Source organism: Confluentibacter flavum (assembly GCF_002843175.1).
GTDB lineage: Bacteria > Bacteroidota > Bacteroidia > Flavobacteriales > Flavobacteriaceae > Confluentibacter > Confluentibacter flavum.
The window spans coordinates 1-24579 of record NZ_PJEO01000053.1 but is presented as its reverse complement, the minus strand read 5'-3'; the positions used below and the strand labels follow the sequence as shown (position 1 = coordinate 24579).

Below are 24579 nucleotides of genomic sequence, written 5' to 3'. Positions count from 1 at the left end.
AATTAATCATTTTATTCTTATAATTATGAATGTTTCATTTTTTTTATTTAATCTTCTATAGCTTTATAAATAAAGCTTTGTATATCGGTTCTAATATTTTTCTTTAATAGTAAATTATCACCTTCTACTGGATAGGTTCTATTTGCTAAAAACACATACACGATTTCTTTTTCGGGATCCGCCCAAGCATAAGTTCCCGTAAACCCTGAATGTCCAAAACTACTCATGGAAACGCAACCACAGGTTGAACCTTCACCATTTAACTGCGGCTTATCAAATCCTACACCACGTCTATTTTTCTTGTCTATATAATAAGTGGTATTAAACTTATCTATGGTTTCTGGTTTTAAATAGCGCTTGCCTCCATAAAAACCTTTCTGCAAATACATTTGCATAATTTTAGCAACATCATTGGCATTACTAAAAACACCTGCATGACCACCAATGCCATTTTGCATAGCTGCTCCCATATCATGCACATACCCTTGTACTCTTTGGTATCTATAATAATTATCCTCTTCTGTGGGTACAATATTTGTATTGCTAATTTTATAATACGGATTATACATGGTATAATTAGCTCCTAAAGATTGATAAAAATGGTCTTGTGTTAACTGTTCTAATGTTCTGTCGTAATAGTTCTCAATATATTTCTTTAAAATAAAATAAGGAAAATCACTATAACGGTATTGAAGTCTATCCAAAAGCTCTGAATCTTTAATTATTTCTTGTATAGAATCCTGATAATCACTACGTAAGAATAAATTCTTTGCCACTTCAATATTAAATTCCTTACTTAAAGTATCCCTGTAGTATTTAGGACTTGGTTTCTTAGTGGAATCCAACGTATGATAATAAAAGGGTTCCCATGGTCTTAATCTAGCATAATGGGACAGCATGCTTTTAATGGTAACATTATTTTTATTTGAGGTTTTGTACTCAGGCAAAATTTCTGAAAGCTTTGTATCTAATGTAATTTGACCCTGCTCTTCGAGTTCCATGACTAAAGGTAATGTTGCCAATATTTTTGTTAAGGAGGCTAAATCGTAAATATCATCAAATTCAACTTTTTCATCGCCATCATAGGTATGTTTACCAAAATTTTTATTGTAAATCACTTTTCCCTTTCTAGCAATTAGAAGCTGAATGCCTGGGGTCATTTTCATATCAACCGCCATTTGAGCAATAGAATCTACTTTTTTTAGTTTTTCAGAACTCATACCAACCCGTTCAGGAATGGTATAACTCAAGCGATTAATACTATTATTGATTATGCCATCGCCTACTTTAAAATAACTTCCAATAGATACTGGCAAAGTCCCTTTTGACGGAATGGCTCCAAAAAGGAGTTGGGCAGATTTTTGTTGGGCTATCACGCTATTTTGATAACTTACTACAATGCTTTTAATGTTTTCTATGGAATCTACATCCAAAAGCGCATAAGGTTTAGTAAAAATATCTAAAACAACCGTATACGATTTTGCGATTTGTTTTAACCAATCTAATTCTTCCGGCGTAAACTTATGATCTTTCCAAGGAGTACTATTCGATTTATGAAATCCGACAATAACAGTGTTATAACCACTTAATTTGCCAAGCAAACTATCAATTGTTGTAGATTCAATTTCGTGAATCTTTGTATATTTTTTTAATTCATTAAAAAAAACAGAACCATCATCGTCTCCCAATTTCACATAAGCCATCGTTTTGTTTTCTAGCTGACGAAAAGGCAATAATTCAGTATCATTCTTAACAATGGTAATGGCGTTTTCTAGAAGTTCTTCGTAAAGAACATCATCTTTAATTCGGTTTAGATCTTCGTTTAAATTATGTAAGCCAACTGGCTCATAATGATTCAGTCCTACTTTAAATTTTGCTTGTAATATTTTCTTAACTGAATGTTCTAAACGTGATTCTGTAAAATCACCATTCTTATAGGCCTCTACAAGTTTTGAAATACCAATTGGGACATTTTCAGACATTAACATGACGTCATTGCCCGCTTTAAATGCAGCTAAATCAATCTCACCAGATTCATTGAAATTAGAAGCGCCTTTCATGGTAAGCGCATCTGTAAAAATAAGTCCTTGAAAACCCAAATCGTTCTTTAATATATCTGTGACTATGTGTTCCGATAAAGAAGATGGATAGCCTTCTCTTGGCTCTAAACTTGGCACGCTTAAATGTGCAACCATGACACTAGAAAGCCCTTCTTTAAAAAGTTTTTTATACGGGTATAGTTCTATGGAATCAATACGTTTCTCATCAAAAGTTATAGTGGGCAATGTTTTATGTGAATCTTGGTCGGTATCCCCATGCCCCGGAAAATGCTTTGCATTGGCTAATACACCAGCACTTTGCATCCCTTTCATAAAAGCCAAGGCTTTTTCGGTTACATTGTCTTTATCTTCCCCAAACGAGCGATTGCCAATAATTGGGTTTAGCGGATTTGTATTAATATCCACCACGGGTGCAAAATTAAAGTGTACGCCTATGCGCTTACTATGCTCACCAATTTGCCTACCTGTTTGCTCTATAAGTTTGTTGTCTTTTATGGCGCCCAAAGTCATATTCCAAGGAAACGCATAGGTGGAATCTAAACGCATACTTAAACCCCATTCGGCATCCATACCTATAAGCATGGGTAATTTTGAAATGGATTGTAATTCGTTATTTAATTTGGCTTGTCTTACTGGGCCTCCTAAGGAATAAATAATGCCACCTATATGATAATCACGAACCAATTCAATAATTTTGATCTTCATTTTCTCATCTTGATTGGACATGACTTGGACCATGAACAACTGCCCCACTTTTTCATGAAGTGACATAGATGCATATACACTATCAACCCATTTTTGTTGTGCTATAAAATCATTTGCCAATAATGGGTTTTCAACTTTTTGTGCTGATATAGAATAGGTTATAAAAAGAAAAAATATATATAAAGAGATTTGACGCATAGTTGGATTTGTTAAGCACATTAATAGTAAGTAGTACATACTAATAACCATGCCAAAATAAGACTTTTAAAAAGAAGATAAAACGACTTTAAGATAGATTTATAACAAGTTTGTAAACAAAATGTTGGTGGTAATAAACTATTCAATTAAATCTATATGCCTGTCGTGATACCCTAACAAATATAAAACACCATCTAACCCAATACTAGAGATGGAACTTTGTGCATTATCTTTTACTGTTGGTTTGGCATGAAATGCAATTCCTAAGCCAGCAAGGTTTAGCATTGGTAAATCGTTAGCGCCATCCCCTACAGCAATGGTCTGGTTTATATGTAAACCTTCTTTTTGGGCGATTTCTTTAAGATATTCTGCTTTTTTGTTGCCATCAACAATTTCGCCAACATAGCCGCCTGTTAACAAACCGTCTTTAATTTCCAGTTCATTGGCATAAACATAATCTATACCTAACTCCTTTTGTAAATAATGACCGAAGTATGTAAACCCCCCTGATAAAATAGCCGTTTTAAATCCGTAGGTTTTTAATGTTTCAATAAGTCTTCTAGCTCCTTTAGTTAAAGGTAAATTAATCGCAACATCATGAAGAACTTCTTCGCTCAATCCTTTTAAAAGTTGCATGCGCCTAATAAAACTTTCCTTAAAATCTATCTCCCCTTGCATGGCCGCCTCCGTAATGGCTTTTACTTGATCACCAACCCCTGCCAATTCTGCCAATCTATCAATAACTTCGGCCTGTATTAAAGTGGAGTCCATATCGAAACAAACCAAGCGCCGGTTTCGTCTGTAAATATTATCTTCTTGAAACGCAATATCTACATCTAACTCCCTAGAAATTTGCATGAATTTAGCGGTGAACTCCGTTTTATCTGTAATTTCCCCTCGAATGGATAATTGGATACAGGCTCTTGGATAATCCTCCTTTTTTAATAGTGATATTCGACCTGTAAGCCGGATTATGGAATCTATATTTAAGTTCTTTTCTGAAATGACTTTTGTAACTTCAGAAATTTGTGTGGCCGCCAGTTTTTCTCCTAAAATGGTAATAATGTATCGGTTTTTGCCTTGTAAGCCTACCCAATTTTCATAATCCTCAAGTGAAATGGGCGTAAACTTAGCAGTGATGCCAAGCTCATAAGATTTAAAAAGCAAGTCTTTTAAAACGGCTGCTGAATCTTCTCCCGCTTGGATTTCAAATAACATACCTAAAGATAAGGTATCATGAATGTTTGCTTGCCCAATATCTAATATTTTAGCCCCGTATTCTGCCAAAACACCTGTTAATGCAGACGTTAAGCCTGGTTTATCTTGTCCTGAAATATTTAGTAAAATAATTTCATTCGCCATAATTTTATATTTACACTTTTTGTAAGCCGTAAAATTGATTATTCTATTTGATATATGAAAGTTTTAGGTTTAAAAACAGGAGACAAAATAACCTATTTAATAAATCTACTGTGCCAACTTTCGCTTGCTGGCACTTCCCAGTTTTCGTTAAATTCAGCAATAGTGGTCACTAAATTATTAAAAACAATGGTGTTTTTGGAAATGGCTTTTTCTTTTGCCATTTTTTTAAAATCAAGAAGCGTTTTGTAGGCTATAAAATCGCCTTGTTTATAAGAGACATTCATTTTATCCAGTAAATCCACATGATAGTCCTTTTCTAATTGTTGAATAAAATAAACAGACGCATCAATAGAACATCCTGAAGCTTTATTTAAGTTTTGATTTAAGCCAATTATAATAAACCGCTTATATTTAATAAGATACCCTGCCTGCAAATCACTGCCATGTACCGTCCAATTTTCTATAAAAACATCTAACTTCGATTGAATTTCTTCAATCTCTTCTTCATTAAATGAACGATTGGCTTGGTAAATCCAAACTCTTGATTCTTCTGGTAATATATTGAAATCTACTAGCATTGATTTGATTTACGATTTTTGATTTACGATTTTTGATTGTCAAGAAGAGTAATAAACGAACTTACAAATCTTGGGCATTGGCAATAAGTTCTGCGATATCCATAATGACAACTTCGCTCTCTTTTTCTTTGTGCTTTACACCATCAGTCATCATTGTGTTACAAAACGGACAACCTGCCGCTATGATTTCTGGTTTTACTTCTAAAGCTTGCTCTGTTCGCTCCACATTTACGTCTTTATTGCCCTTTTCAGGTTCCTTAAACATTTGCGCGCCTCCTGCTCCACAACATAAACCCGTGCGTTTGCAGTTTTTCATTTCAACCAGTTCGGCTTCAAGCTTTTTAATTAAGTCGCGTGGGGCTTCATAAACATTATTGGCCCGGCCTAAATAACATGGGTCGTGAAAAGTAATGCGCTTTCCTTTAAATTGGCCACCTTCAATCGTTAACCGTCCTTCGTCTAGCAACGCTTTTAAAAATTGGGTGTGGTGCATCACTTCATAGTTACCGCCCAATCCTGGATATTCGTTTTTTATGGTGTTGAAGCAATGAGGACAAGCGGTTACTATTTTCTTAACTTCATAAGCATTAAGCACTTCAATATTGGTTACGGCTTGCATTTGAAACAAAAATTCGTTACCAGCTCGTTTTGCTGGGTCGCCAGTACAACTTTCTTCTGTTCCCAACACGGCAAATTCAACCTTGGCTTTATGTAATAATTTAACAAAGGCTTTGGTTATTTTTTTTGCCCTGTCATCAAAACTACCAGCGCAACCGACCCAAAATAATACTTCGGGCTGTTTGCCTTGAGCCATGAATTCTGCCATAGTGGGCACGTTTAGTAATTCGCTCATGGGTTAAATTATTCGTTTTTCCAGTTTAGCCTGTCCATTTGATTGTATGGCCATGGCGCTCCATTATTCTCTATATTGGTCATCATGCTATTTAGTTCTACTGGCGCAGCAGACTGTTCCATGACTAAATAACGACGCATATCCATAATAATGGATAACGGATTGATACTTACCGGACAAGCCTCTACACAGGCATTACATGATGTACAAGCCCACAATTCCTCCTGAGTTATATAATTGTCCAACAATTGCTTACCGTCTTCTTTAAAGGTTCCTTTATTTAAATCTATATTTTTACCCACTTCCTCTAAACGGTCTCGGGTGTCCATCATGATTTTTCTTGGAGACAACTTTTTACCTGTTTGATTGGCGGGGCATTCACTTGTACAACGTCCACATTCGGTACACGTATAGGCATTTAATAATTGTAACCAATTTAAATCCTGAACATCGCTGGCGCCAAACTTGGCCGGTGTCTCAGTTTCTGTGCCTTCGGCGGGCGCAGCAAATGGATCTACATTGGGATCCATCATCAGTCTAACTTCTTTTGTAACCGCTTCTAAATTATCGAATTGTCCTTGTGGTTTTAAACTTCCATAATACGTATTGGGGAATGCCAATAAAATATGAAGATGTTTTGAGAAGTACAAATAATTTAAAAACACCAAAATACCCAAAATGTGCATCCACCATGCCGCTCGTTCTATAACATGTAGAGTGCTTTCTGATAGAGAACCGAACCAAGGTGCTATAAACTGGCTAATTACATTACCCGAATTCATATCTTGAAATGGAGCATCGGTTGCATTCATAACCAAGAACAAGGTCATTAAAACCATTTCGAAATATAAAATGATATTGGCATCGCTTTTTGGCCAAGTGGTCATTTCTGATTTCCAGAAACGTTTCAATTTTATAATGTTCCTTCTAATCCAAAAAATAATTACGGAAACAAATACTAAAACCGCTAAAATTTCAAAAGCACCTATTAAAATCCCGTATGGTTTTCCTATTGCGGAGAATATACGATGCGTGCCGAATATACCATCAATGATTATTTCTAAGACTTCTATATTGATGATTATAAATCCTACATAAACAATAATATGCAACATTCCAGCAATAGGCCTATGCATCATTTTTGTTTGCCCGAGTGCAATCATCGCCATGTTTTTCCAACGTTGTGATTTGTTATCACTAACATCAATATCATGACCTAATTTTATATTACGAATGAGTTTTTTTACATGTTTCGCAAAATAACCTGCACCAATAATTAGCGCAATGGCAAATAATATGTTAGGTAAATAATGCATAAATGCTTAGTTAGCTGGCTCCTCTTCTGAATAAGGTATTTCTTTTTTTGATAGGATTCTAAAATAGCGTTTTGGGTGAAGCTTAATATCCCTTAATAACTCTTCCATTTCTTTTGAAGCGCCTTTTAGGTTATTATACAATGCTTCATCGTTTAATAATTTACCCATGGAGCCTTCTCCATTTTCAATGGTTGCTAAAACGGTATTTAAACTGGTAATTGTTTTATTTAAGGTCTCCACGGTGCTACCAAGTTTAGCTTCTTTTAATTCAGTTGTTAATAGAGATAAATTTTCGCTAGTGGTTTTAAAGTTTTCAAGTATAACGGCAATGTTCTCATCATTTTTGGAAATCAAACCATTTGCTGAAGAAGATAATTGCTTAAATCCTTTTAATGTTGAATTCAATTCGGCGATCGTTCTTTTCAATCCTTCTTCAGAATCATCAATAACGATGCTGTTTAAATTATTAATAAGTGAGTCGGTTGATCTTAACGTCATATCTAAGTTGTCACTTATTCCTGAAAAGTTTTTTGTTAGACTAGTAATGAGCCCTGGTTCTACTTCAGATTGTAACATATCTCCATACTCAGCAGTTTCACCTTCAAAACTATTAATAATTGCTAAACCATTGCCTCCCATCAAGCCTGTTTCGTACATGCGTACTATACTGCTTTTTGAAAACTTCAATTTGTCGTTTACAGTAAAAGACACGATGGTTTTCCCACTGTTGTAATCATATCTTATATCTTTAATTTTACCTACAACATTACCATTTACGGTAACTGTGGAGGCTTTAGTTAAAGCATTGTAATCAAACTTGGTATAATATACGTCTGTTGACTCAAATAAATTTTTGCCTTTTAAATAATTGAATCCGAAAATAAATAGGGAAATTCCTAAAATAACTAATATGGCGGTTTTTACTTCTTTTGATATTTTCATCTATAATACGTATTGTTTAATCAGAAAGATGTAATTCGGATAAAAGCATTTTTGCAAACATTATAATTTCAAGATATGCTAATTTCAAAATGAATCTTATTTAGATGGACAAATTTAAAATAAATTTAAAAAGAACGCCTTTAATTAGCAGTTGTTTTTAATGCATCGGATAATGGAATTTTTTTTCCCTGTTTAAAGGCGACTATAAAACAAGAGGTATAGCCTTTGCTTTTAGCTTCATCTTCAAGCTTTCTAATAACATTATAATCGGAAGTTAACCCATAAAAATACTTATACAAACCATCTTCTTTTATTTTAGATACAGCTTCCAGTCCCTTAAAATTATAAGGTTTTGTGATTAAATCTTTAGGACCTGCAGAAATTTGAACTTTAAACTCTATATCAGAGCTAATAGCATTAGTAGTAATCGTTTCAGGCGTTTCATTATCTTCTAAATGTTCATTTATTAAACCGCCATCTTCTACATTTAAATCTAAAGACTTTTTGTATTTTAATATAGCGTCTGCAATAGATGATGACATATCATTTTGTCCTTTTTTTGAATTTAAATAAGCTCCTTCTGCATTATTTGTCAAAAAACCGAGCTCAACCAAAACACTTGGCATAACGGTTTGGTGCAACACTATTAAACCAGCCTGTTTTACTTTTCTGTTAGTTCTTTTTAATTTATTGGTAAAATTATCTTGAATAAAACTAGCCAGCAATATACTTTGATCTAAATATTCTTCTTGACCTAATATGATACTAATGGCTGATTCTGGTGAGTTGGGGTCGAATCCCGCATATTTACTTTCGTGGTTGCTTTCCATAAAAATTACGGCATTTTCTTTTTTTGCAACATCAAAATTTGTTTGGTTTTTATGGATACCCAAAACAAACGTTTCTGTACCATAAGCTTGAGATTTATGTGCATTACAGTGTACCGAAACAAACAAGTCTGCATTTGCTTTATTAGCTATTTTTCCTCTGTCGAATAAATCAACAAACACATCTGTTTTACGTGTATAAACCACTTTAATATCTGGATTTTTCTCCAGCTCTTCTCCAATTCCAAGCACAACATTTAAGGCAATGTCTTTTTCTCTGTAGCCATTGCCCAAATTACCTGGGTCCTTGCCGCCATGACCTGCATCTAAAACAACAACAAACTTGTCGGATTTATTTTGTTCATCATCATTAACTACAAATGAAGATAATGTTAATACGACTATAAAGAATACTAAAATGGATAAACTTTTCGTTCTCATATGAATTTTAACGACTAAAAATGCAACTTATTACACTATGGATTTATGCTAATGTTTAATTTAAATTTTTTGTTCAATAATTAAATTAATCACAGAAAAATATATGTAATTTTGGCTTTTCAAAAACCGAGCCATACTTTTACAAAAATACATTTAAAAGCGTTGCATACAAACAACTTTAAAATACTTTTTGCATTAAGTTTTACAGTGTTTATCAACACGTTTAGCTTCGCCCAAGACATCCCAAAAAAACAAACCTCTATTGAACCAAGTGTTAAAGATAGTGTTACAGTAAGTGTTGATAGTTTATTGCTTCCTGAAATTTCTGAAAAGTCTCAAGATACCATTGTAACGGATTCCATAAAACCAAAAAAAGAAACTTTAACGGATATTGTTACTTATAGGGCGACTGATTATACTTCATTTAACCAAAAAAAGAAACAGCTCTATTTATTCAATGAAGCGGAAATAACCTATGGCGACATTAATATAAAAGCAGGAAGTATTACGGTAGACTATAGCAAAAACACCGTTTACGCCAAAGGTATTATAGACTCAACCAATACGTATATTCAAGCTCCTGTTTTTACCCAAGGCCAGAATGTGGTAGAACCAGATTCTATAATCTATAATACCAAAACAGAAAAAGCCCTCATTTATAATAGTGTAACAGAACAATCTGGAGGCACTGTTGTTGCCTCTATAACAAAAAAGGAAAATGATTCGGTTTACTTTATAAATAGAGGAAAGTACACCACAGCCGAAAATCTCGAAGATCCTGAGTATTATTTTTTATTAAGAAAAGCGAAAGTTGTACCCGGAAAAAAAATAGTAACAGGTTTAACCAACTTATTCATTTATGATGTACCAACACCCATAGGATTGCCTTTTGGTTTTTTCCCCCAAACAGAGACACAAACATCCGGTGTCATTATCCCATCATTTGGCGAACAGAACGAAAGAGGTTATTTTCTTCAAAATGGCGGGTATTATTTTGCCATAAACGATTATGTTGATTTGGCCGTTTTAGGAGATTATTACACAAATGGAAGTTATGGATTGCGTTTGGAAAGCACCTATGCCTTGCGTTATAAATTTAGAGGGAACTTTGCGTTTAGGTATGAGAACTTGATAAGTAGCGAGCGTGGGTTTCCAGATTATTCAAAATCTACAGTTTACAATTTGCGCTGGTCCCATAGCCAAGATGGAAAATCAAGCCCGAACTCCAGATTCTCAGCGTCCGTAAACTTAGGTAGTAGCACCTATTATAGAACCACCCTTAATCAAGCAAATATAGGAAGTACGTTGAACAATACGCTATCATCTTCTGTTTCTTATTCAAAAACATTTCAAGGTGAACCGCAAACAAATATTAGCCTTACGGCTACACATACACAAAACACCAACACTCAAGAAATCAATATGACGCTACCTACTTTTCAAGGCAGTGTTGGCAGGATTTTTCCTTTTGCACCAAAAGTTGGTACCAAAAAGGGCATGATCCAAAATGTGAGTTTACAATATAATGTTAGAGGAGAAAACAGAATTAGAACAACCGATTCTCTTTTCTTTACAAAGCAAATGTTTAAAGATGCCGAAGCGGGATTTCAACACAATATTCCGTTAAGCACAAACTTTAAACTATTTAAACACTTTAGCTTAAGTGCTAGCACCAATTATAACGAAGTTTGGACATTTAAAACCATAAAAAAATCTTTTGACGAATTAAATAGAAAAATTGTAATAGATACAGTTAATAACTTTGATACCTTTAGAACGTATAATTTTGGTGCCAGCCTAGGAACCACCATTTATGGAATGTTCAATTTTGAAAAAGAAGGTAAAGACACTAAAATTAAAGCCATAAGACATATTGTAAGACCTTCTGTTAGTTACAATATCAATCCTGCTTTTGACAGGTATTATGACACCTATGAAGTTGTAAGTGCCGACGGACTTACAACAAGCGATGTCGAATATACCCGCTTCGAGAGGTCCATTTTTGGAATTCCCAATAACACATTTTCAAGTTCGGTCGGACTTTCAGTATCAAATAATTTTGAAGCCAAAGTAAGGGATAAAGACACGACTGCTACAGAACCAAAAAAGGTTATTCTACTAAACAATTTAAATTTTTCAACTGCTTATAATCTTGCAGGAGATTCTTTGCAATGGAGTCCTATTAGAATGACCGGTGGCACACAATTATTTGATAATAAATTGACTGTCAATTTTGGAGCCACTTTAGATCCCTATGCTTTGGACAACAATAACAATAAAATTGATAAATTCAATATAAATAACGGTGGTAGCTTATTCAGGCTTACAAGTGCTAACTTTACGATGAGCACTTCTTTTTCCAGCAAAGACAATAAAAAGGACACAAACGATAGGGGTATTCAAGAGAATGTAAGAAACGGTGGTAGGGATGATGATTTATTTGGACTTCCTCAAGATTATTCAAATCAAAATTTTGAAGATGAAGAAGGTGATGAAGAAGAAACAACTTCGGAATTTTATAACAATAAAATCCCATGGAGCTTACGTTTAGCCTATGCGGTAAACTATTCAAATGCTAGAAGGGAAAATTTAATATCGTCCCACTCCCTTATGTTTTCTGGAGACATAGAATTGTCTCCTAAATGGTCTGTTGGTGCCTCTTCTGGTTATGATTTAAAAGACAACGGTTTTACGTTTACCCAATTACGATTCAAGCGTGATTTGTTGAGTTGGAGCATGGATTTTAGTTGGGTACCCTTTAGTGCCAACAGTTCATGGAACTTTTTTATTGGTATATCATCCAATATCTTAAAAGACCTTAAATACGAAAAACGTAGGCAGCCAGATCAACGACTATAATTAATTCTGAAATATAAGTTTATATGCGAAAAATTATTAATACACCCAATGCCCCAACACCTATTGGCCCATACAATCAAGCGGTTTTGAGCGGAGAGACATTGTACCTCTCCGGTCAAATTGCTATGAATATTGAAACGGGAATGTTGGTTTTAGACAATATAAAAGCTGAAACTAAACAAGTTATGGAGAACTTAAAAGCAGTACTAAATGCTGCCGACATGAGCTTTGACAATGTAGTGAAATCAACCATTTTTATTAGTGATATGAATGATTTTTCACAAATAAACGAGGTATACGGTAGTTATTTTGAAGACGCTAATGCGCCTGCCAGAGAGACGGTGCAAGTTGCAAGATTACCCAAAGACGTACATGTTGAAATTAGTATGATTGCCGTTAATCGTGACCTTTAAATAGGCTGGTTTTGTGGTGAATATTTAACCAACAATTCTTTCAACCTATCTGTTCCAATCGGCTTTGCCAAAAAATCATCAACACCAGATAATTTGGCCTTTTGAATATCAGCTTCAAAAGCACTTGCCGAAACTGCTATTATTGGTGTGTTGGTTCTAGCATATTTATCTGTTGCCTTTATGGTTCTAGTGGCTTCATAGCCATCCATTTCTGGCATATAAATATCCATAAAAATCAAATCGAAATCGAGAACACTATACAATTTCACTGCTTCAAGTCCATTTCTCACCAAAGTACAATCTGCCCCTTGTTGCTCAAGCAAAAACTTAATAACCTTTTGGTTTATTTTATTATCTTCAGCCACAAGTACACTAAATTTATAGTCGAATTTATTCAGCAAATCAACTGCAGGTTCTTTAATCTCTGTTTTTAGATTCAAGGTCTTTTTTAACTGTAAACTGAAATAAAATATAGACCCTTCATTCTCTTTACTTTCTAATTCTAACTCACCTCCCATTAATTTCACAAGTTTGTATGAAATGGAAAGACCCATACCACCACCTCTATAATGTTTCATGGTTGATACGTCATCATTTTCAGAGATTTTAAAAATTTTTTTAACTTCAAATGGCGACAACCCAACCCCAGTATCCTTCACATAAAAAGTAACGATTTGGTTATCGTCATTACTAACCGTTTGGTGTATGGTAACCGATATTTTACCTGAATGTGTAAACTTAATGGCATTATTAATTAAATTAATAAGCACTTGCTGTATTCTGGATAAGTCACCCAATAACAAGAATTTAGGTTTCTTTTCTGATAAGAATTTAAATTCAAAATCTAAGTTTTTGTCCCAAGCTTGATATTCCAAAACTTTGAAAAGCTTAGATAAATCTGACTCTAAATCGATAACAACCAAATTTAAATTGGTATTGTCATGTTCAAACTTTGCATTATCTAAAATCATATTCACCAACTGTAATAAATGTTCTGATGAATATTGGGCAATTTCAACCTCTGCCATTTGGTCACTATCCAAATTTGTTTTTTTCAACATATTAAGCATTCCCAATACGGCATTAAGAGGTATCCTAATTTCATGGCTCATATTTGCCAAATAAACTGATTTATGGTCAACAAGCAAATTGGCTTTTTCTAAGCTTTTTTCAAGTTTGTCAATATCGTTAATCAACTCAGATTTAATATAGCCATCATGGGCTTTAGTCCATAAAAGATACAACACCGCTATAAGTAATATAGTTACAATAATTAGTAACAATGTAGCAATAACATACAAGTCTTTATTTCCATCTATATAACTATACAACAAGTAAAAAATAACGGAAATGGCAACCAATGCTAAAAAAGACAGCCCAAGGATACGTTTTGAAAACTTGCTAGATTGTGATAAAAACACCATTAAATTATTATTTTAACAAACTTAATCCATAATTAATTAAATACACAAAACAATTATGGTTTTTGAGTGCCATTTAATATATGTTGTCTTTTTTAATCCTAAATCTTAAAAAAGACATATTTTTGATATTAGATTAATTTCAGATACTTATGCGCATAGAATACGATATAAAACTAGGATTTAAGGATGTTATGATTCGTCCGAAACGTTCCACACTAAAAAGCAGATCGGAAGTTAATTTAGATAGGGAATTTAAATTTATGCACAGTCCTATCACCTGGGAAGGCATTCCTATTATGGCGGCAAATATGGATACCGTTGGTACGTTTGAAATGGCTTACGCCCTATCCAACAAAAAATTAATTACGGCTATACACAAACATTACACCATTAATGATTGGAATCTTTTTTTTGAAAACACTCAAGATGCTATGTCTGATTATGTAGCCATAAGTACCGGTATTAGCAAACATGATTCCGATAAATTAGCGACTATTATTAGTCGAAATCCACAACTTAAATTCATTTGTATTGATGTTGCCAATGGTTATTCTGAACACTTTGCGAACTTTGTAAAGAAAATGAGGGGTTTATATCCAGACAAAGTCATTATTGCAGGAAATGTGGTTACGGGTGAAATGGTTGAAGAACTATTATTATCTGGAGCAGATATTGTGAAAGTTGGTATTGGTCCCGGTTCTGTGTGTACCACTAGAATAAAAACCGGTGTTGGTTATCCGCAATTATCTGCTATTATAGAATGTGCTGATGCTGCTCATGGTTTGGGCGGACAAATAATAAGTGATGGTGGTTGTACAACGCCCGGAGATGTGGCGAAAGCGTTTGGTGCTGGTGCCGATTTTGTCATGTTAGGTGGTATGTTTGCTGGCCATGATGAAAGTGGTGGGGAAATTATTGAAAAAAACGGCAAGCCCTTTAGAAAATTTTATGGGATGAGCTCTTCTACCGCTATGGAAAAACACGTTGGTGGTGTTGCTGAATATAGAGCTAGTGAAGGGAAAACGGTAGAAATTCCATACAGAGGGAAAGTCGATAACACCTTGCAGGATATTTTGGGAGGTTTAAGAAGCACTTGTACATATGTTGGTGCTCGACGTTTAAAAGAACTTACCAAACGGACCACTTTTATTAGGGTTGCTGAACAGGAAAATCAGATTTATACGGAATAACGGCAACTTTCATTTGTCATTAAAGTTACTATTAGCTATTTTTTTACCGCTAATTTTACAAATTCAAAAATCTTTGTTTTTAAAATGATAAAATCATAATTTATCAGCATAAAATATATCAGTATTTTGGAAGTGTTTTTAAAAATAAAAAATAAAAATAACTTACATTGTAGTTGATTTTAAATTAAGTAATAGATGGCATTAAAAATTGTAATTTCACATAAAACATTATACAAATACGACAGACCGGTATCACTTTCTCCACATATTTTTAGACTTCGGCCTGCACCACACAGCAGAACACCCATAGAGGCCTATTCTATAAAAATCAAACCCGAAAACCAATTTTTTAATTGGCAACAAGATCCTTTCGGTAATTATTTAGCACGATTGATTTTTCCAGAAAAAACCACAGAATTATCGATTGATGTTGAAATCATAGCCGATTTAAAAACCATAAATCCGTTTGATTTCTTTGTTGAAGAATCTGCAGAAGAATACCCCTTTGAGTATAACGACACCATCAAAAAAGAGCTGCTGCCCTATCTTGAAGTCACTGAAAGAGGCCAATTATTAATGGATTTTCTCAAAACCATTGATAAAACCCCTAGAAAAACCATATACTTTTTAATCGATATCAACAGAAAAATATACGAATACCTTAATTATAACATTCGTATGGATCCAGGCGTACAAACTTGTGAAGAAACCCTAAGCCAGAAAAATGGGTCGTGCCGGGATTATGCTTGGCTTTTTGTTCAAACATTGCGCCATTTAGGATTTGGAGCTCGCTTTGTATCCGGGTATTTGGTACAATTAAAATCGGATGAAAAATCATTGGATGGCCCGTCAGGTCCTGAAGCAGATTTTACCGATTTACATGCTTGGGCAGAAGTCTATTTGCCTGGTGCTGGCTGGATTGGTTTTGATGCGACGTCAGGTTTACTGGCAGGCGAAGGCCACATCCCATTAGCGTGTACACCTTCATTTGAAAGTGCCGCTCCAGTGTCGGGAATGACCGATATATGTGAAACGGAATTCTTTTTTGAAAACTCCGTAAAACGCATTTTTGAATCACCTCGTGTTACAAAACCCTATACGGAAGAACAATGGAAGGCCATATATAAACTGGGGTTTCAAGTAGAAAAACAACTGGAAAAAGGCGATGTTAGACTGACTATGGGAGGCGAACCTACCTTTGTATCAATTGACGATATGGAATCACCTGAATGGAACACCGATGCAGACGGTCCGCATAAAAGGGAGTTGGCAAAAAACCTATCGGTTCGGTTATATGATACGTTTGCTAAAGGTGGTATGTTGCACCAAGCTCAAGGAAAATGGTACCCCGGAGAACCCTTACCAAGATGGACTATAGAACTATGTTGGCGAAAAGATGGAAAGAACATTTGGAATGATAAAAAACTGTTTTCATTATTTTCCGATAATCCTAAAATTCCGAAAGACGCTGATAAATTATTCCTAAAGTCGCTTACAAAATATTTAGGCATTACTGACACCACGATAAAACCGACATTTGAAGATTCCTTTTATTTTCTGTGGCAAGAAGGCAAAATGCCTATGGATATTGACCCCACCAAAGAAGATGGTAATATGCTTGTAAAAAACAAGCTAAAAGATATTTTAAAGGAAGGCACATCAAAAGCCATTGGCTATGTGTTGCCCTTAAATAATACCATGGGCGATTGGTACACCTGCCATTGGGAGTTTAGAAGAGAGCATTTATTTTTAATTCCCGGAAATTCACCCGTTGGCTTGCGTTTACCTTTAGATTCTTTAGTGGAGAAAGCCGAGCATGAGGAATTTCCGGTATATCAACCAGACCTGTTTTCAAAAAAGAAAAAACTGCCAAATTATAAAAGAGCTGTAAATAAAAGGGTGAACGATATTAAAACCAACGGCATTCCATCAAAGAAAACCAATTATTTTATAAGAACAGCTTTATGTGCTGAAGTTAGGGATGAAAAACTTCATTTGTTTTTGCCGCCTTTAGACAGTGCCGAAATATTTTTGGATATAATGGCTTCTATTGAAGCAACTGCTAAAGAACTATCGATTCCTGTGATTATTGAAGGCTATGACCCGCCAAAAGATAACCGATTGGAATCCATGAAAGTGACTCCAGACCCAGGTGTTATTGAAGTAAATGTGCATCCTGCAAAAAACTGGGAGGAGCTTACTTATAATACCTTAACCCTTTACGACCAAGCTAAAAAATCACGTTTGGGGACAGAAAAGTTCATGCTTGATGGTAAACATACGGGCACTGGTGGTGGTAACCATGTCACATTAGGTGGCATTACCCCAGCTGATAGCCCGCTTTTAAGAAAACCAAGTTTGTTACGAAGTTTATTGACGTTTTGGCAACATCACCCAGGACTTTCCTATTTATTTTCAGGGGCATTTATTGGTGCTACCAGTCAAGCACCTCGAATTGATGAAGCCCGAATGGAAAACCTGTATGAACTCGAAATTGCCTTTAATCAAATTCCGAAAAACGGTAAAGTCCCTTTTTGGCTGACCGATAGGTTGTTCAGACATTTATTAACGGATCTTACAGGAAATACGCATCGTGCCGAGTTTTGTATCGATAAATTATATTCTCCAGACTCATCTTCTGGGAGATTGGGTATTTTAGAATTACGTGCTTTTGATATGCCACCGCACCCGCAAATGAGTTTGATGCAAAACTTATTGGTAAGAACCTTAGTGGCTTGGTTTTGGAAAAAACCTTACGAGCATAAATTAGTCCGTTGGGGCACAGAATTACACGATAAATTTTTAATTGAACATTTTGTAAGAGAAGATATTAAAGATATTGTTACCCAATTAAACAAGGCAGGTTATAGATTTAAAGAAGATTGGTTCAATCCGTTTTTTGAATTTAGGTTTCCACTTCATGGTATGGTTGAAATTAATAATATCCATTTGGAATTACGAGCTGGTATCGAGCCTTGGAACGTTCTTGGAGAAGAAGTTACGGGCGGCGGCACGGCGAGGTATGTTGATTCTTCAGTAGAACGCCTTCAGGTTAAGGTGTCTAATTTCAATAATGAGCGTTATGTACTGACTTGTAACGGCATTAAAGTGGACTTAAAAAGTACCACGGTAAAAGAAGAATTTGTAGCTGGTGTGCGTTATAAAGCTTGGAACCCGTATTCGGCCATGCACCCAACCATTGATGTGGATACGCCTTTGGTTTTTGATATCGTGGATACTTGGAACAGACGTTCCATTGGAGGCTGCACGTATTTTGTGGCACATCCGGGAGGCCGTTCATACGAAACCTATCCTGTTAATAGCTATGAAGCGGAATCCAGAAGAATCAGTCGTTTTTGGGAATTTGGCCATACCCAAGGTGATGTGGAAAATATTTCCCAAGACACCGATAAATCCAATAAAAGCGTTAAACAAAAGGGTGGCGAGAAAAAATTCAGATATAAAGTGCTTCCAATCAATTTTGAGTTTCCAAATACCTTAGATTTGCGAAAAAAATAATAGCGCCTTTTTCATGATATTAGACTCCAACATATTATTTCAAAATTATTTTTCTGAAAATAGAAATTATGATGAGGTATTGAAATCTAATATGACCATAAATCCCAATTGGGAAACCTTACTTGAAAACATCAATCAATTAGGGTTGAAAGAATTAATCAATAAGCAAAATGAAGTTGATTGGTTGATGGATGAAACTGGGGTAACCTACAATGTCTATAACGACCCCAAAGGGATGCACCGCCCTTGGAATTTGAATGTGGTACCTTTTTTAATCCATGAAAATGAATGGAAAACCATAGAAAAAGGGATTATTCAGCGCGCCGAACTATTAAATTTGATTTTAAAAGACATTTATGGCAAACGCGAATTAATTAAAAAAGGGGTCATTCCCCATGAAGTTGTTTTTGCCCATAGAGGATTTCTAAGGCAATGCGACCAAATAGACTATAAAACATCTAAAAACTTATTAATCCATTCTGCTGATTTATCCAGAGGTCCCGATGGACGAATGTGGGTAGTTAACGACCGCACACAAGCGCCTTCTGGTATGGGTTATGCCCTAGAAAATAGATATGCCATAAATAGAGCCGTTCCTTCTATATTTAAAAACATACATGTACAACATTCTTCTAGCTTCTTTTATGGTTTCAATCAAATGCTTATTGATGCTGCCCATAATAATAAGGACAACCCGAATATTGTTATTCTTACCCCAGGCCCTTTAAATGAAACTTATTTTGAGCATTCCTATTTGTCGTCATTTTTAGGATGCCCATTGGTAACCGGGAACGATTTGGTGGTGCGCAACGGCAAGGTGTGGATGAAAACCTTAAAAGAACTCAAACAAGTGGATGTTATTTTAAGACGTGTGGATGATGTGTATATGGACCCCTTGGAGTTACGTGAAGATTCTTATCTAGGTGTTGCCGGCTTGTTGGATGTAGTTAGGAATCAAAATGTCACCATCATCAATCCTATTGGAAGCGGTGTACTGGAAAATTCGGGTCTCATTCCTTTTATGAATGCGATTTCCAAATATTTCTTAAATGAAGATTTAATATTGCCACAAATAGCATCTTGGTGGTGCGGACAAGAAAAAGAACGCCAATATGTTTTAAGCAACCTCTCTAATTTTGTAGTGAAACGCATTGACCGTTCTAACAGGGAAAGTTTATTTTTCTGTGAATTTTTGGATGCCAACCAATTAGAAAAGCTAAAACGGGAAATACAGTCTAACCCTTATCGCTTTGTTGCCCAAGAAAAAATATCATTTTCAACAGCACCCGATTTTGTTGATGGGCGTTTAGAACCTAGAAAAGTCATGTGCCGTACCTTTGCCATCGCAAGGAAAAACTCCTATAGCGTGATGCCTGGTGGTTTGGTTCGGGTGGCACCCGAACGGGAAGATTTGCATGTGTCCAACCAACGTGGCGGCGTAAGTAAAGATTTTTGGATCATTACGGATAATCCCCAAACAAGCATGCATCATTATGCTTGGGATAATACTTGTAAAATCTCTATTTCAAATATTAATGACCTACCAAGCAATACCGCCGAAAACCTCTATTGGTCTGGTAGATACTTAGGTAGAGCCATTGTAACGGCACGATTTTTAAGAATGGTGCTAAACCAAATGAGTAATTCCCAATTCAATATTCAAAAAATTGAATCAGAAAAACTACAATTTTTATTTCAATCACTTACCACCATCACTTATACCTATCCTGGGTTTATTGGCGAGGATAATGAAGAAGCCTTAAAAAATCCGTTAAAAGAGATTCTTTCAGTCATAAAAGATGACAAACGTCTTGGTTCGTTTGCGCAAACGCTCAACAGTTTTAATAATTCATACTATTCGTTAAGAAACTTATGGTCTAAAGATATGTGGCGTGTTTTTGATGGGATTCAGAAAATTTGGGGCCGCTTTAAAGACGAGAAAAAATATGCTATTTCCGACATCATAAAACTTTTAGATCGCATTATTACCAGATTAATTGCTTTTATGGGTCTTATAGAAGAAAGCATTTTGGTAGATCAAGGGCTTTTGATGTATTTTATTGGTTTACAAACCGAACAGGCCATGATGAACGTGTCTAAATGTCGCTCACTTTTGGTTTTTAATTTAGAAGAACATTTGCAATACGAAATATTGGAATCGCTTTTAACAAGTCACGAAAGTTTGAATATTTACAGATATAGTTACAAGTCGTATTTAAGTTTAGAAAATGTTTTAAACTTGATTTTACTTGATAAAGAATATCCAAAATCATTGACCTATCAACTTAAAAGAATCCAAAAAGATATTGATAGATTGCCACATTCTAAAAACACAGAAGCTGTTACCGAATGCCAGAGATTGATAAAAGAGGCCAATATTAAAATTGAAAATTTAAATATCAATAAACTAGTGGAATTGAATGACGATAGCACCTTAAGGGAACATCTGGACACAGAACTTTCCGAACTTGCTGATTTATTGCACAACATGTCATTGTCTATTTCAAACACCTATTTTAATCATACATACCAACAAACCCAATTGGTTAATCAAAACTTCCCTCTTTAATCATGGTTTTTCAAGTATCACATACTACCAGTTATTTTTATGAAAGCGGGGTGACTTTTTGCCATAATCTAGCCACGTTGAAACCAAAAGATCTGCTTGGACAAACCGTATTGGATTATCAAATAGTCATTAGTCCAACACCGAGCGAAATTTCAGAAAAATTGGATTTTTTCGGTAATACCGTTACCCGATTTTCCATTCAAAAATATCATACTGAACTAAAAGTAGCCACCCATAGCAAAATACTTCGGGATTATAGTTTACAACCCAATATTGACGAATCTATAGAAGGCAAAAGTATCACATTACAACAAGCGTTAATAGCATTAAAAAGCTATCAAGAACCAATATTGGATATCCGTCAATATGTATTGGAATCTATCCTCATTGCTGGCATTTCGCCTGAAATAAAAGCCTACGCAGATATATCTTTTAAGCCTGACAGACCTATTTTTGAAGCGGCTTATGAGTTAATGCAACGTATTTACACCGACTTTGAGTTTAACTCGGAGTTTACCAATGTCGCAACACCCATACACGATGTTATGAAAGAGAAGAAAGGGGTTTGCCAAGATTTTGCACAAATTGCCATTGCCTGTGTACGCTCGGTTGGATTGCCGGCACGCTACATTAGTGGTTATATTGAAACCGTGCCACCACCCGGAAAAGAAAAATTAATAGGTGCCGATGCCTCCCATGCCTGGTTTTCTATGTATATCCCTAAATTTGGTTGGGTGGATTTTGACCCCACAAACAACCAAATACCCAAAAACCAACACATTGTCGTGTCTTGGGGTCGTGATTATTACGATGTCCCACCACTAAAAGGCGTTATTTACAGCACCGGTAAAAACAAAATGAAAGTAGCGGTGGATATTAGACCTGCGGTTTAAAATTCTTTTTTTTATTACTCCTGATTTTCATTTTGGCTTGTGGGAAATATTGACTATATTCGTTTGGTGTGGATATAAAAATATTGAAGCAATTTTATATCCTAATGGCCGCTCCTCTGGAGCTAAACGAATAAAAAATAAAATATAATCTATTAATATTTTGCTCCTACGGAGCACAAAAAGAACAAGAAGCACAACAGCCACAGGGAGGCTATATTTCAATAGACAACAACCAGAACGTGACAATATATTAATAAAGTGGTATGCCATAAACGAAAACGTTTAGCACAAAAAAAACAAAAGGTACAACAACCATAGAGTGGCTATTTTTCAATAGATAACAGCCACAGCATGGCAATATAATAATAGAATGGTTATGCCATAAACGAAAAATGTTTGGCTCAACAAGAACAAAAGGTCTAAAAGCCACAGCGTGGCAATATTTCAATAGACGACAACCAGAACCTGGCAATATATTAATAGAATGGTTACGCCATAAACGAAAAACGTTTAGCTCAACAAGAACAAAGGGTCTAAAAGCCACAGGGAAGCTATATTTCAATAGACAACAACCAGATCATGGCAATAATATATTAATAGAATGTTACGTCATGAACAAAAAACTTTTATCATAAAAAAAACAAAAAATATAACAGCCACAGCGTGGCAATATATTAATAGAAAAAAATCTAACATTGCATTTCAGCTCCAGAGGAGCGACATCTTTAAACACATAAAAGTGGCAAATACCTATACACAATTATATTTTCATATCGTCTTTGCAGTAAAAGGACGGCAAAACCATATAGCAACAAAATGGAAAGACGAATTATATAAATATATTTCTGGCATCATTGCCAATAAAGACCAAAAACTATTTATTATTAATGGAATACCAAACCATATCCATCTTTTAATAGGGACAAAACCAAATTGTAATTTATCAGATTTAGTGAGGGATATAAAAGCAAATTCTTCTAAATGGATTAATGAAAAAAGATTTATTAAAGGAAAATTTGAATGGCAAACAGGTTTTGGTGCATTTACATTGGGGCAATCACAAATACCTAAAATTGTAAATTACATAAAGAATCAAGAAGAGCATCATAAGGTGCAAACGTTTAAAGAAGAATACATTGATTTTTTAAAGGCTTGTGAAATTGATTTTAAAAATGAATATATTTTTACGGATGAATAATGTCGCTCCTCTGGAGCTAAACAAATAAACAATAAAATACAAATCTATTAATATTTCGCTCCTACGGAGCTAAATAAATAAAAATGATTACGATCTGTTAATATTTCGCGCCTGCGGAGCTAAATAAATAAAATGATTAGAATCTGTTAATATTCTGCGCCTTTGGAGCACAAAAAAACACAAAATGAGCGAAAACCAATAATTTCTGAACTAGCTTCTGAAACTGTCGGCATATTTTAAAGAACATATTATTAACCCGTTGTGCATTATGATTTAAAAGAAAAAAGTTGTCCATATTACTGATAATCAGTAAATTGTTTTAGCGATAAAACATTAATTATGAACAACTTAAATGCAAATTACGAAAGAATATTGGAAGTATTACAAAAAATATCAAAAGAACAACTTTTGGACTATCAAAGACGTCGACCGAAGCTGAGTGATTTGGAACTGATTTGTTTAAGCTTAACAGCTGAATTTATGGGAATAGATAGTGAGAATGATTTATTTAGAAAGCTCCCTGTCATTATTGCCTCAAAAATAGACAGGAGCGTCTACAATCGAAGAAGACGGAAATTAGTAGGTTACATGGATGATATCCGATTAAGATTAGCCTCTCATTTTAATGAATTTGAAGATTATTTTATAGTGGACAGTATGCCTTTAGAGGTTTGTAAATTATCACGAAGTTCCCGTTCGAGAGTCTGTAAAGAGGATGCCTATGCTTTTCCTGACAAAGGCTATTGTGCCTCCCAAGGTTCCAATTATTATGGTTATAAGCTGCACGCCGTCTGTTCTATTAAAGGTGTTTTTCAAAGTGTCGATTTGAGCCCTGCATCGGTACACGATGTCAATTACCTTAAGGACATTAAAGCACAAATGGGCGATTGCACTTTAATTGGAGATAGAGGGTATCTATCAGCAGAAATACAGCTCAATTTGTTTGAAACCTGTAACATAAAGCTAAATACACCTATGAGAAGCAATCAAAAAGATTATAAAAAACAACCTTACATTTTCAGAAAAAAGAGAAAAAGAATAGAGACATTGTTCTCACAATTATGTGACCAATTTATGATAAGACGTAATTATGCCAAGTCTTTTCGAGGATTTAAGACTAGGATCCTATCTAAAATAGCGGCCCTTACAACAATTCAATATATCAATAAGTTTATTTTTGATAGAAACATCAACAATATTAAAATTAGCATTATTTAAAATGCACAACGAGT

General features: G+C 34.8%; 16 protein-coding genes. 8 read left to right on the top strand and 8 right to left on the bottom strand.

Annotated elements, in window-relative coordinates; all coding sequences use genetic code 11:
- Positions 1-47: 47 nt before the first annotated feature.
- The 7 genes from CSW08_RS15355 to CSW08_RS15325 form a co-directional block, all read right to left on the bottom strand.
- A complete protein-coding gene (locus tag CSW08_RS15355) occupies positions 48-2963 on the bottom strand; it encodes a glycoside hydrolase family 3 N-terminal domain-containing protein (RefSeq protein ID WP_106660782.1) in 2916 nt (971 codons plus the stop codon).
- Between the two features lie 138 nt (positions 2964-3101).
- Complete coding sequence (gene serB, locus CSW08_RS15350) at positions 3102-4325, bottom strand: phosphoserine phosphatase SerB (protein WP_106660757.1); 1224 nt, start codon at positions 4323-4325, stop codon at positions 3102-3104.
- Between the two features lie 92 nt (positions 4326-4417).
- On the bottom strand, positions 4418-4903 hold the full coding sequence (locus tag CSW08_RS15345) for an ABC transporter ATPase (RefSeq protein WP_106660756.1): 486 nt from the start codon (positions 4901-4903) through the stop codon (positions 4418-4420).
- Between the two features lie 61 nt (positions 4904-4964).
- The gene (locus tag CSW08_RS15340) at positions 4965-5756 is read right to left on the bottom strand and encodes a (Fe-S)-binding protein (RefSeq protein ID WP_106660755.1); all 792 of its coding nucleotides are present in this window, start codon (positions 5754-5756) and stop codon (positions 4965-4967) included.
- An 8-nt stretch (positions 5757-5764) separates the two neighbouring features.
- Positions 5765-7072, bottom strand: coding sequence for a (Fe-S)-binding protein (locus CSW08_RS15335; RefSeq protein WP_106660754.1), 1308 nt, complete (start codon positions 7070-7072; stop codon positions 5765-5767).
- 6 nt (positions 7073-7078) lie between these two features.
- The gene (locus CSW08_RS15330; RefSeq protein WP_106660753.1) at positions 7079-8014 is read right to left on the bottom strand and encodes an MlaD family protein; all 936 of its coding nucleotides are present in this window, start codon (positions 8012-8014) and stop codon (positions 7079-7081) included.
- A gap of 140 nt (positions 8015-8154) precedes the next feature.
- The gene (locus CSW08_RS15325) at positions 8155-9282 is read right to left on the bottom strand and encodes an N-acetylmuramoyl-L-alanine amidase family protein (RefSeq protein ID WP_106660752.1); all 1128 of its coding nucleotides are present in this window, start codon (positions 9280-9282) and stop codon (positions 8155-8157) included.
- 111 nt (positions 9283-9393) lie between these two features.
- On the opposite strand from CSW08_RS15325, the gene CSW08_RS15320 reads away from it, so the two are divergent.
- Complete coding sequence (locus tag CSW08_RS15320; RefSeq protein WP_106660751.1) at positions 9394-12141, top strand: putative LPS assembly protein LptD; 2748 nt, start codon at positions 9394-9396, stop codon at positions 12139-12141.
- 23 nt (positions 12142-12164) lie between these two features.
- Positions 12165-12554 (top strand): RidA family protein, encoded by a 390-nt coding sequence (locus CSW08_RS15315; protein WP_106660750.1) that lies wholly within the window; start codon positions 12165-12167, stop codon positions 12552-12554.
- Here CSW08_RS15315 and CSW08_RS15310 read toward each other — a convergent pair.
- Positions 12551-13978 (bottom strand): response regulator, encoded by a 1428-nt coding sequence (locus tag CSW08_RS15310; RefSeq protein ID WP_106660749.1) that lies wholly within the window; start codon positions 13976-13978, stop codon positions 12551-12553. The two genes, CSW08_RS15315 and CSW08_RS15310, sit on opposite strands and share 4 nt — an antisense overlap.
- A gap of 149 nt (positions 13979-14127) precedes the next feature.
- On the opposite strand from CSW08_RS15310, the gene CSW08_RS15305 reads away from it, so the two are divergent.
- From CSW08_RS15305 to CSW08_RS15275, 6 genes are all read left to right on the top strand, one after another.
- On the top strand, positions 14128-15168 hold the full coding sequence (locus CSW08_RS15305) for a GMP reductase (RefSeq protein WP_106660748.1): 1041 nt from the start codon (positions 14128-14130) through the stop codon (positions 15166-15168).
- Positions 15169-15363: 195 nt separating this feature from the next.
- Positions 15364-18687, top strand: coding sequence for a transglutaminase family protein (locus tag CSW08_RS15300; RefSeq protein WP_106660747.1), 3324 nt, complete (start codon positions 15364-15366; stop codon positions 18685-18687).
- Between the two features lie 13 nt (positions 18688-18700).
- The gene (locus CSW08_RS15295) at positions 18701-21256 is read left to right on the top strand and encodes a circularly permuted type 2 ATP-grasp protein (protein ID WP_106660746.1); all 2556 of its coding nucleotides are present in this window, start codon (positions 18701-18703) and stop codon (positions 21254-21256) included.
- A 2-nt stretch (positions 21257-21258) separates the two neighbouring features.
- The gene (locus CSW08_RS15290) at positions 21259-22149 is read left to right on the top strand and encodes a transglutaminase family protein (RefSeq protein WP_106660745.1); all 891 of its coding nucleotides are present in this window, start codon (positions 21259-21261) and stop codon (positions 22147-22149) included.
- A 739-nt stretch (positions 22150-22888) separates the two neighbouring features.
- Positions 22889-23347 (top strand): IS200/IS605 family transposase, encoded by a 459-nt coding sequence (tnpA, locus tag CSW08_RS15280; RefSeq protein WP_106660781.1) that lies wholly within the window; start codon positions 22889-22891, stop codon positions 23345-23347.
- 339 nt (positions 23348-23686) lie between these two features.
- Positions 23687-24565 carry an IS982 family transposase gene (locus CSW08_RS15275; protein WP_106658080.1) on the top strand — a complete coding sequence of 293 codons (879 nt, stop codon included), beginning with the start codon at positions 23687-23689 and terminating at the stop codon, positions 24563-24565.
- Positions 24566-24579 lie beyond the last annotated feature (14 nt).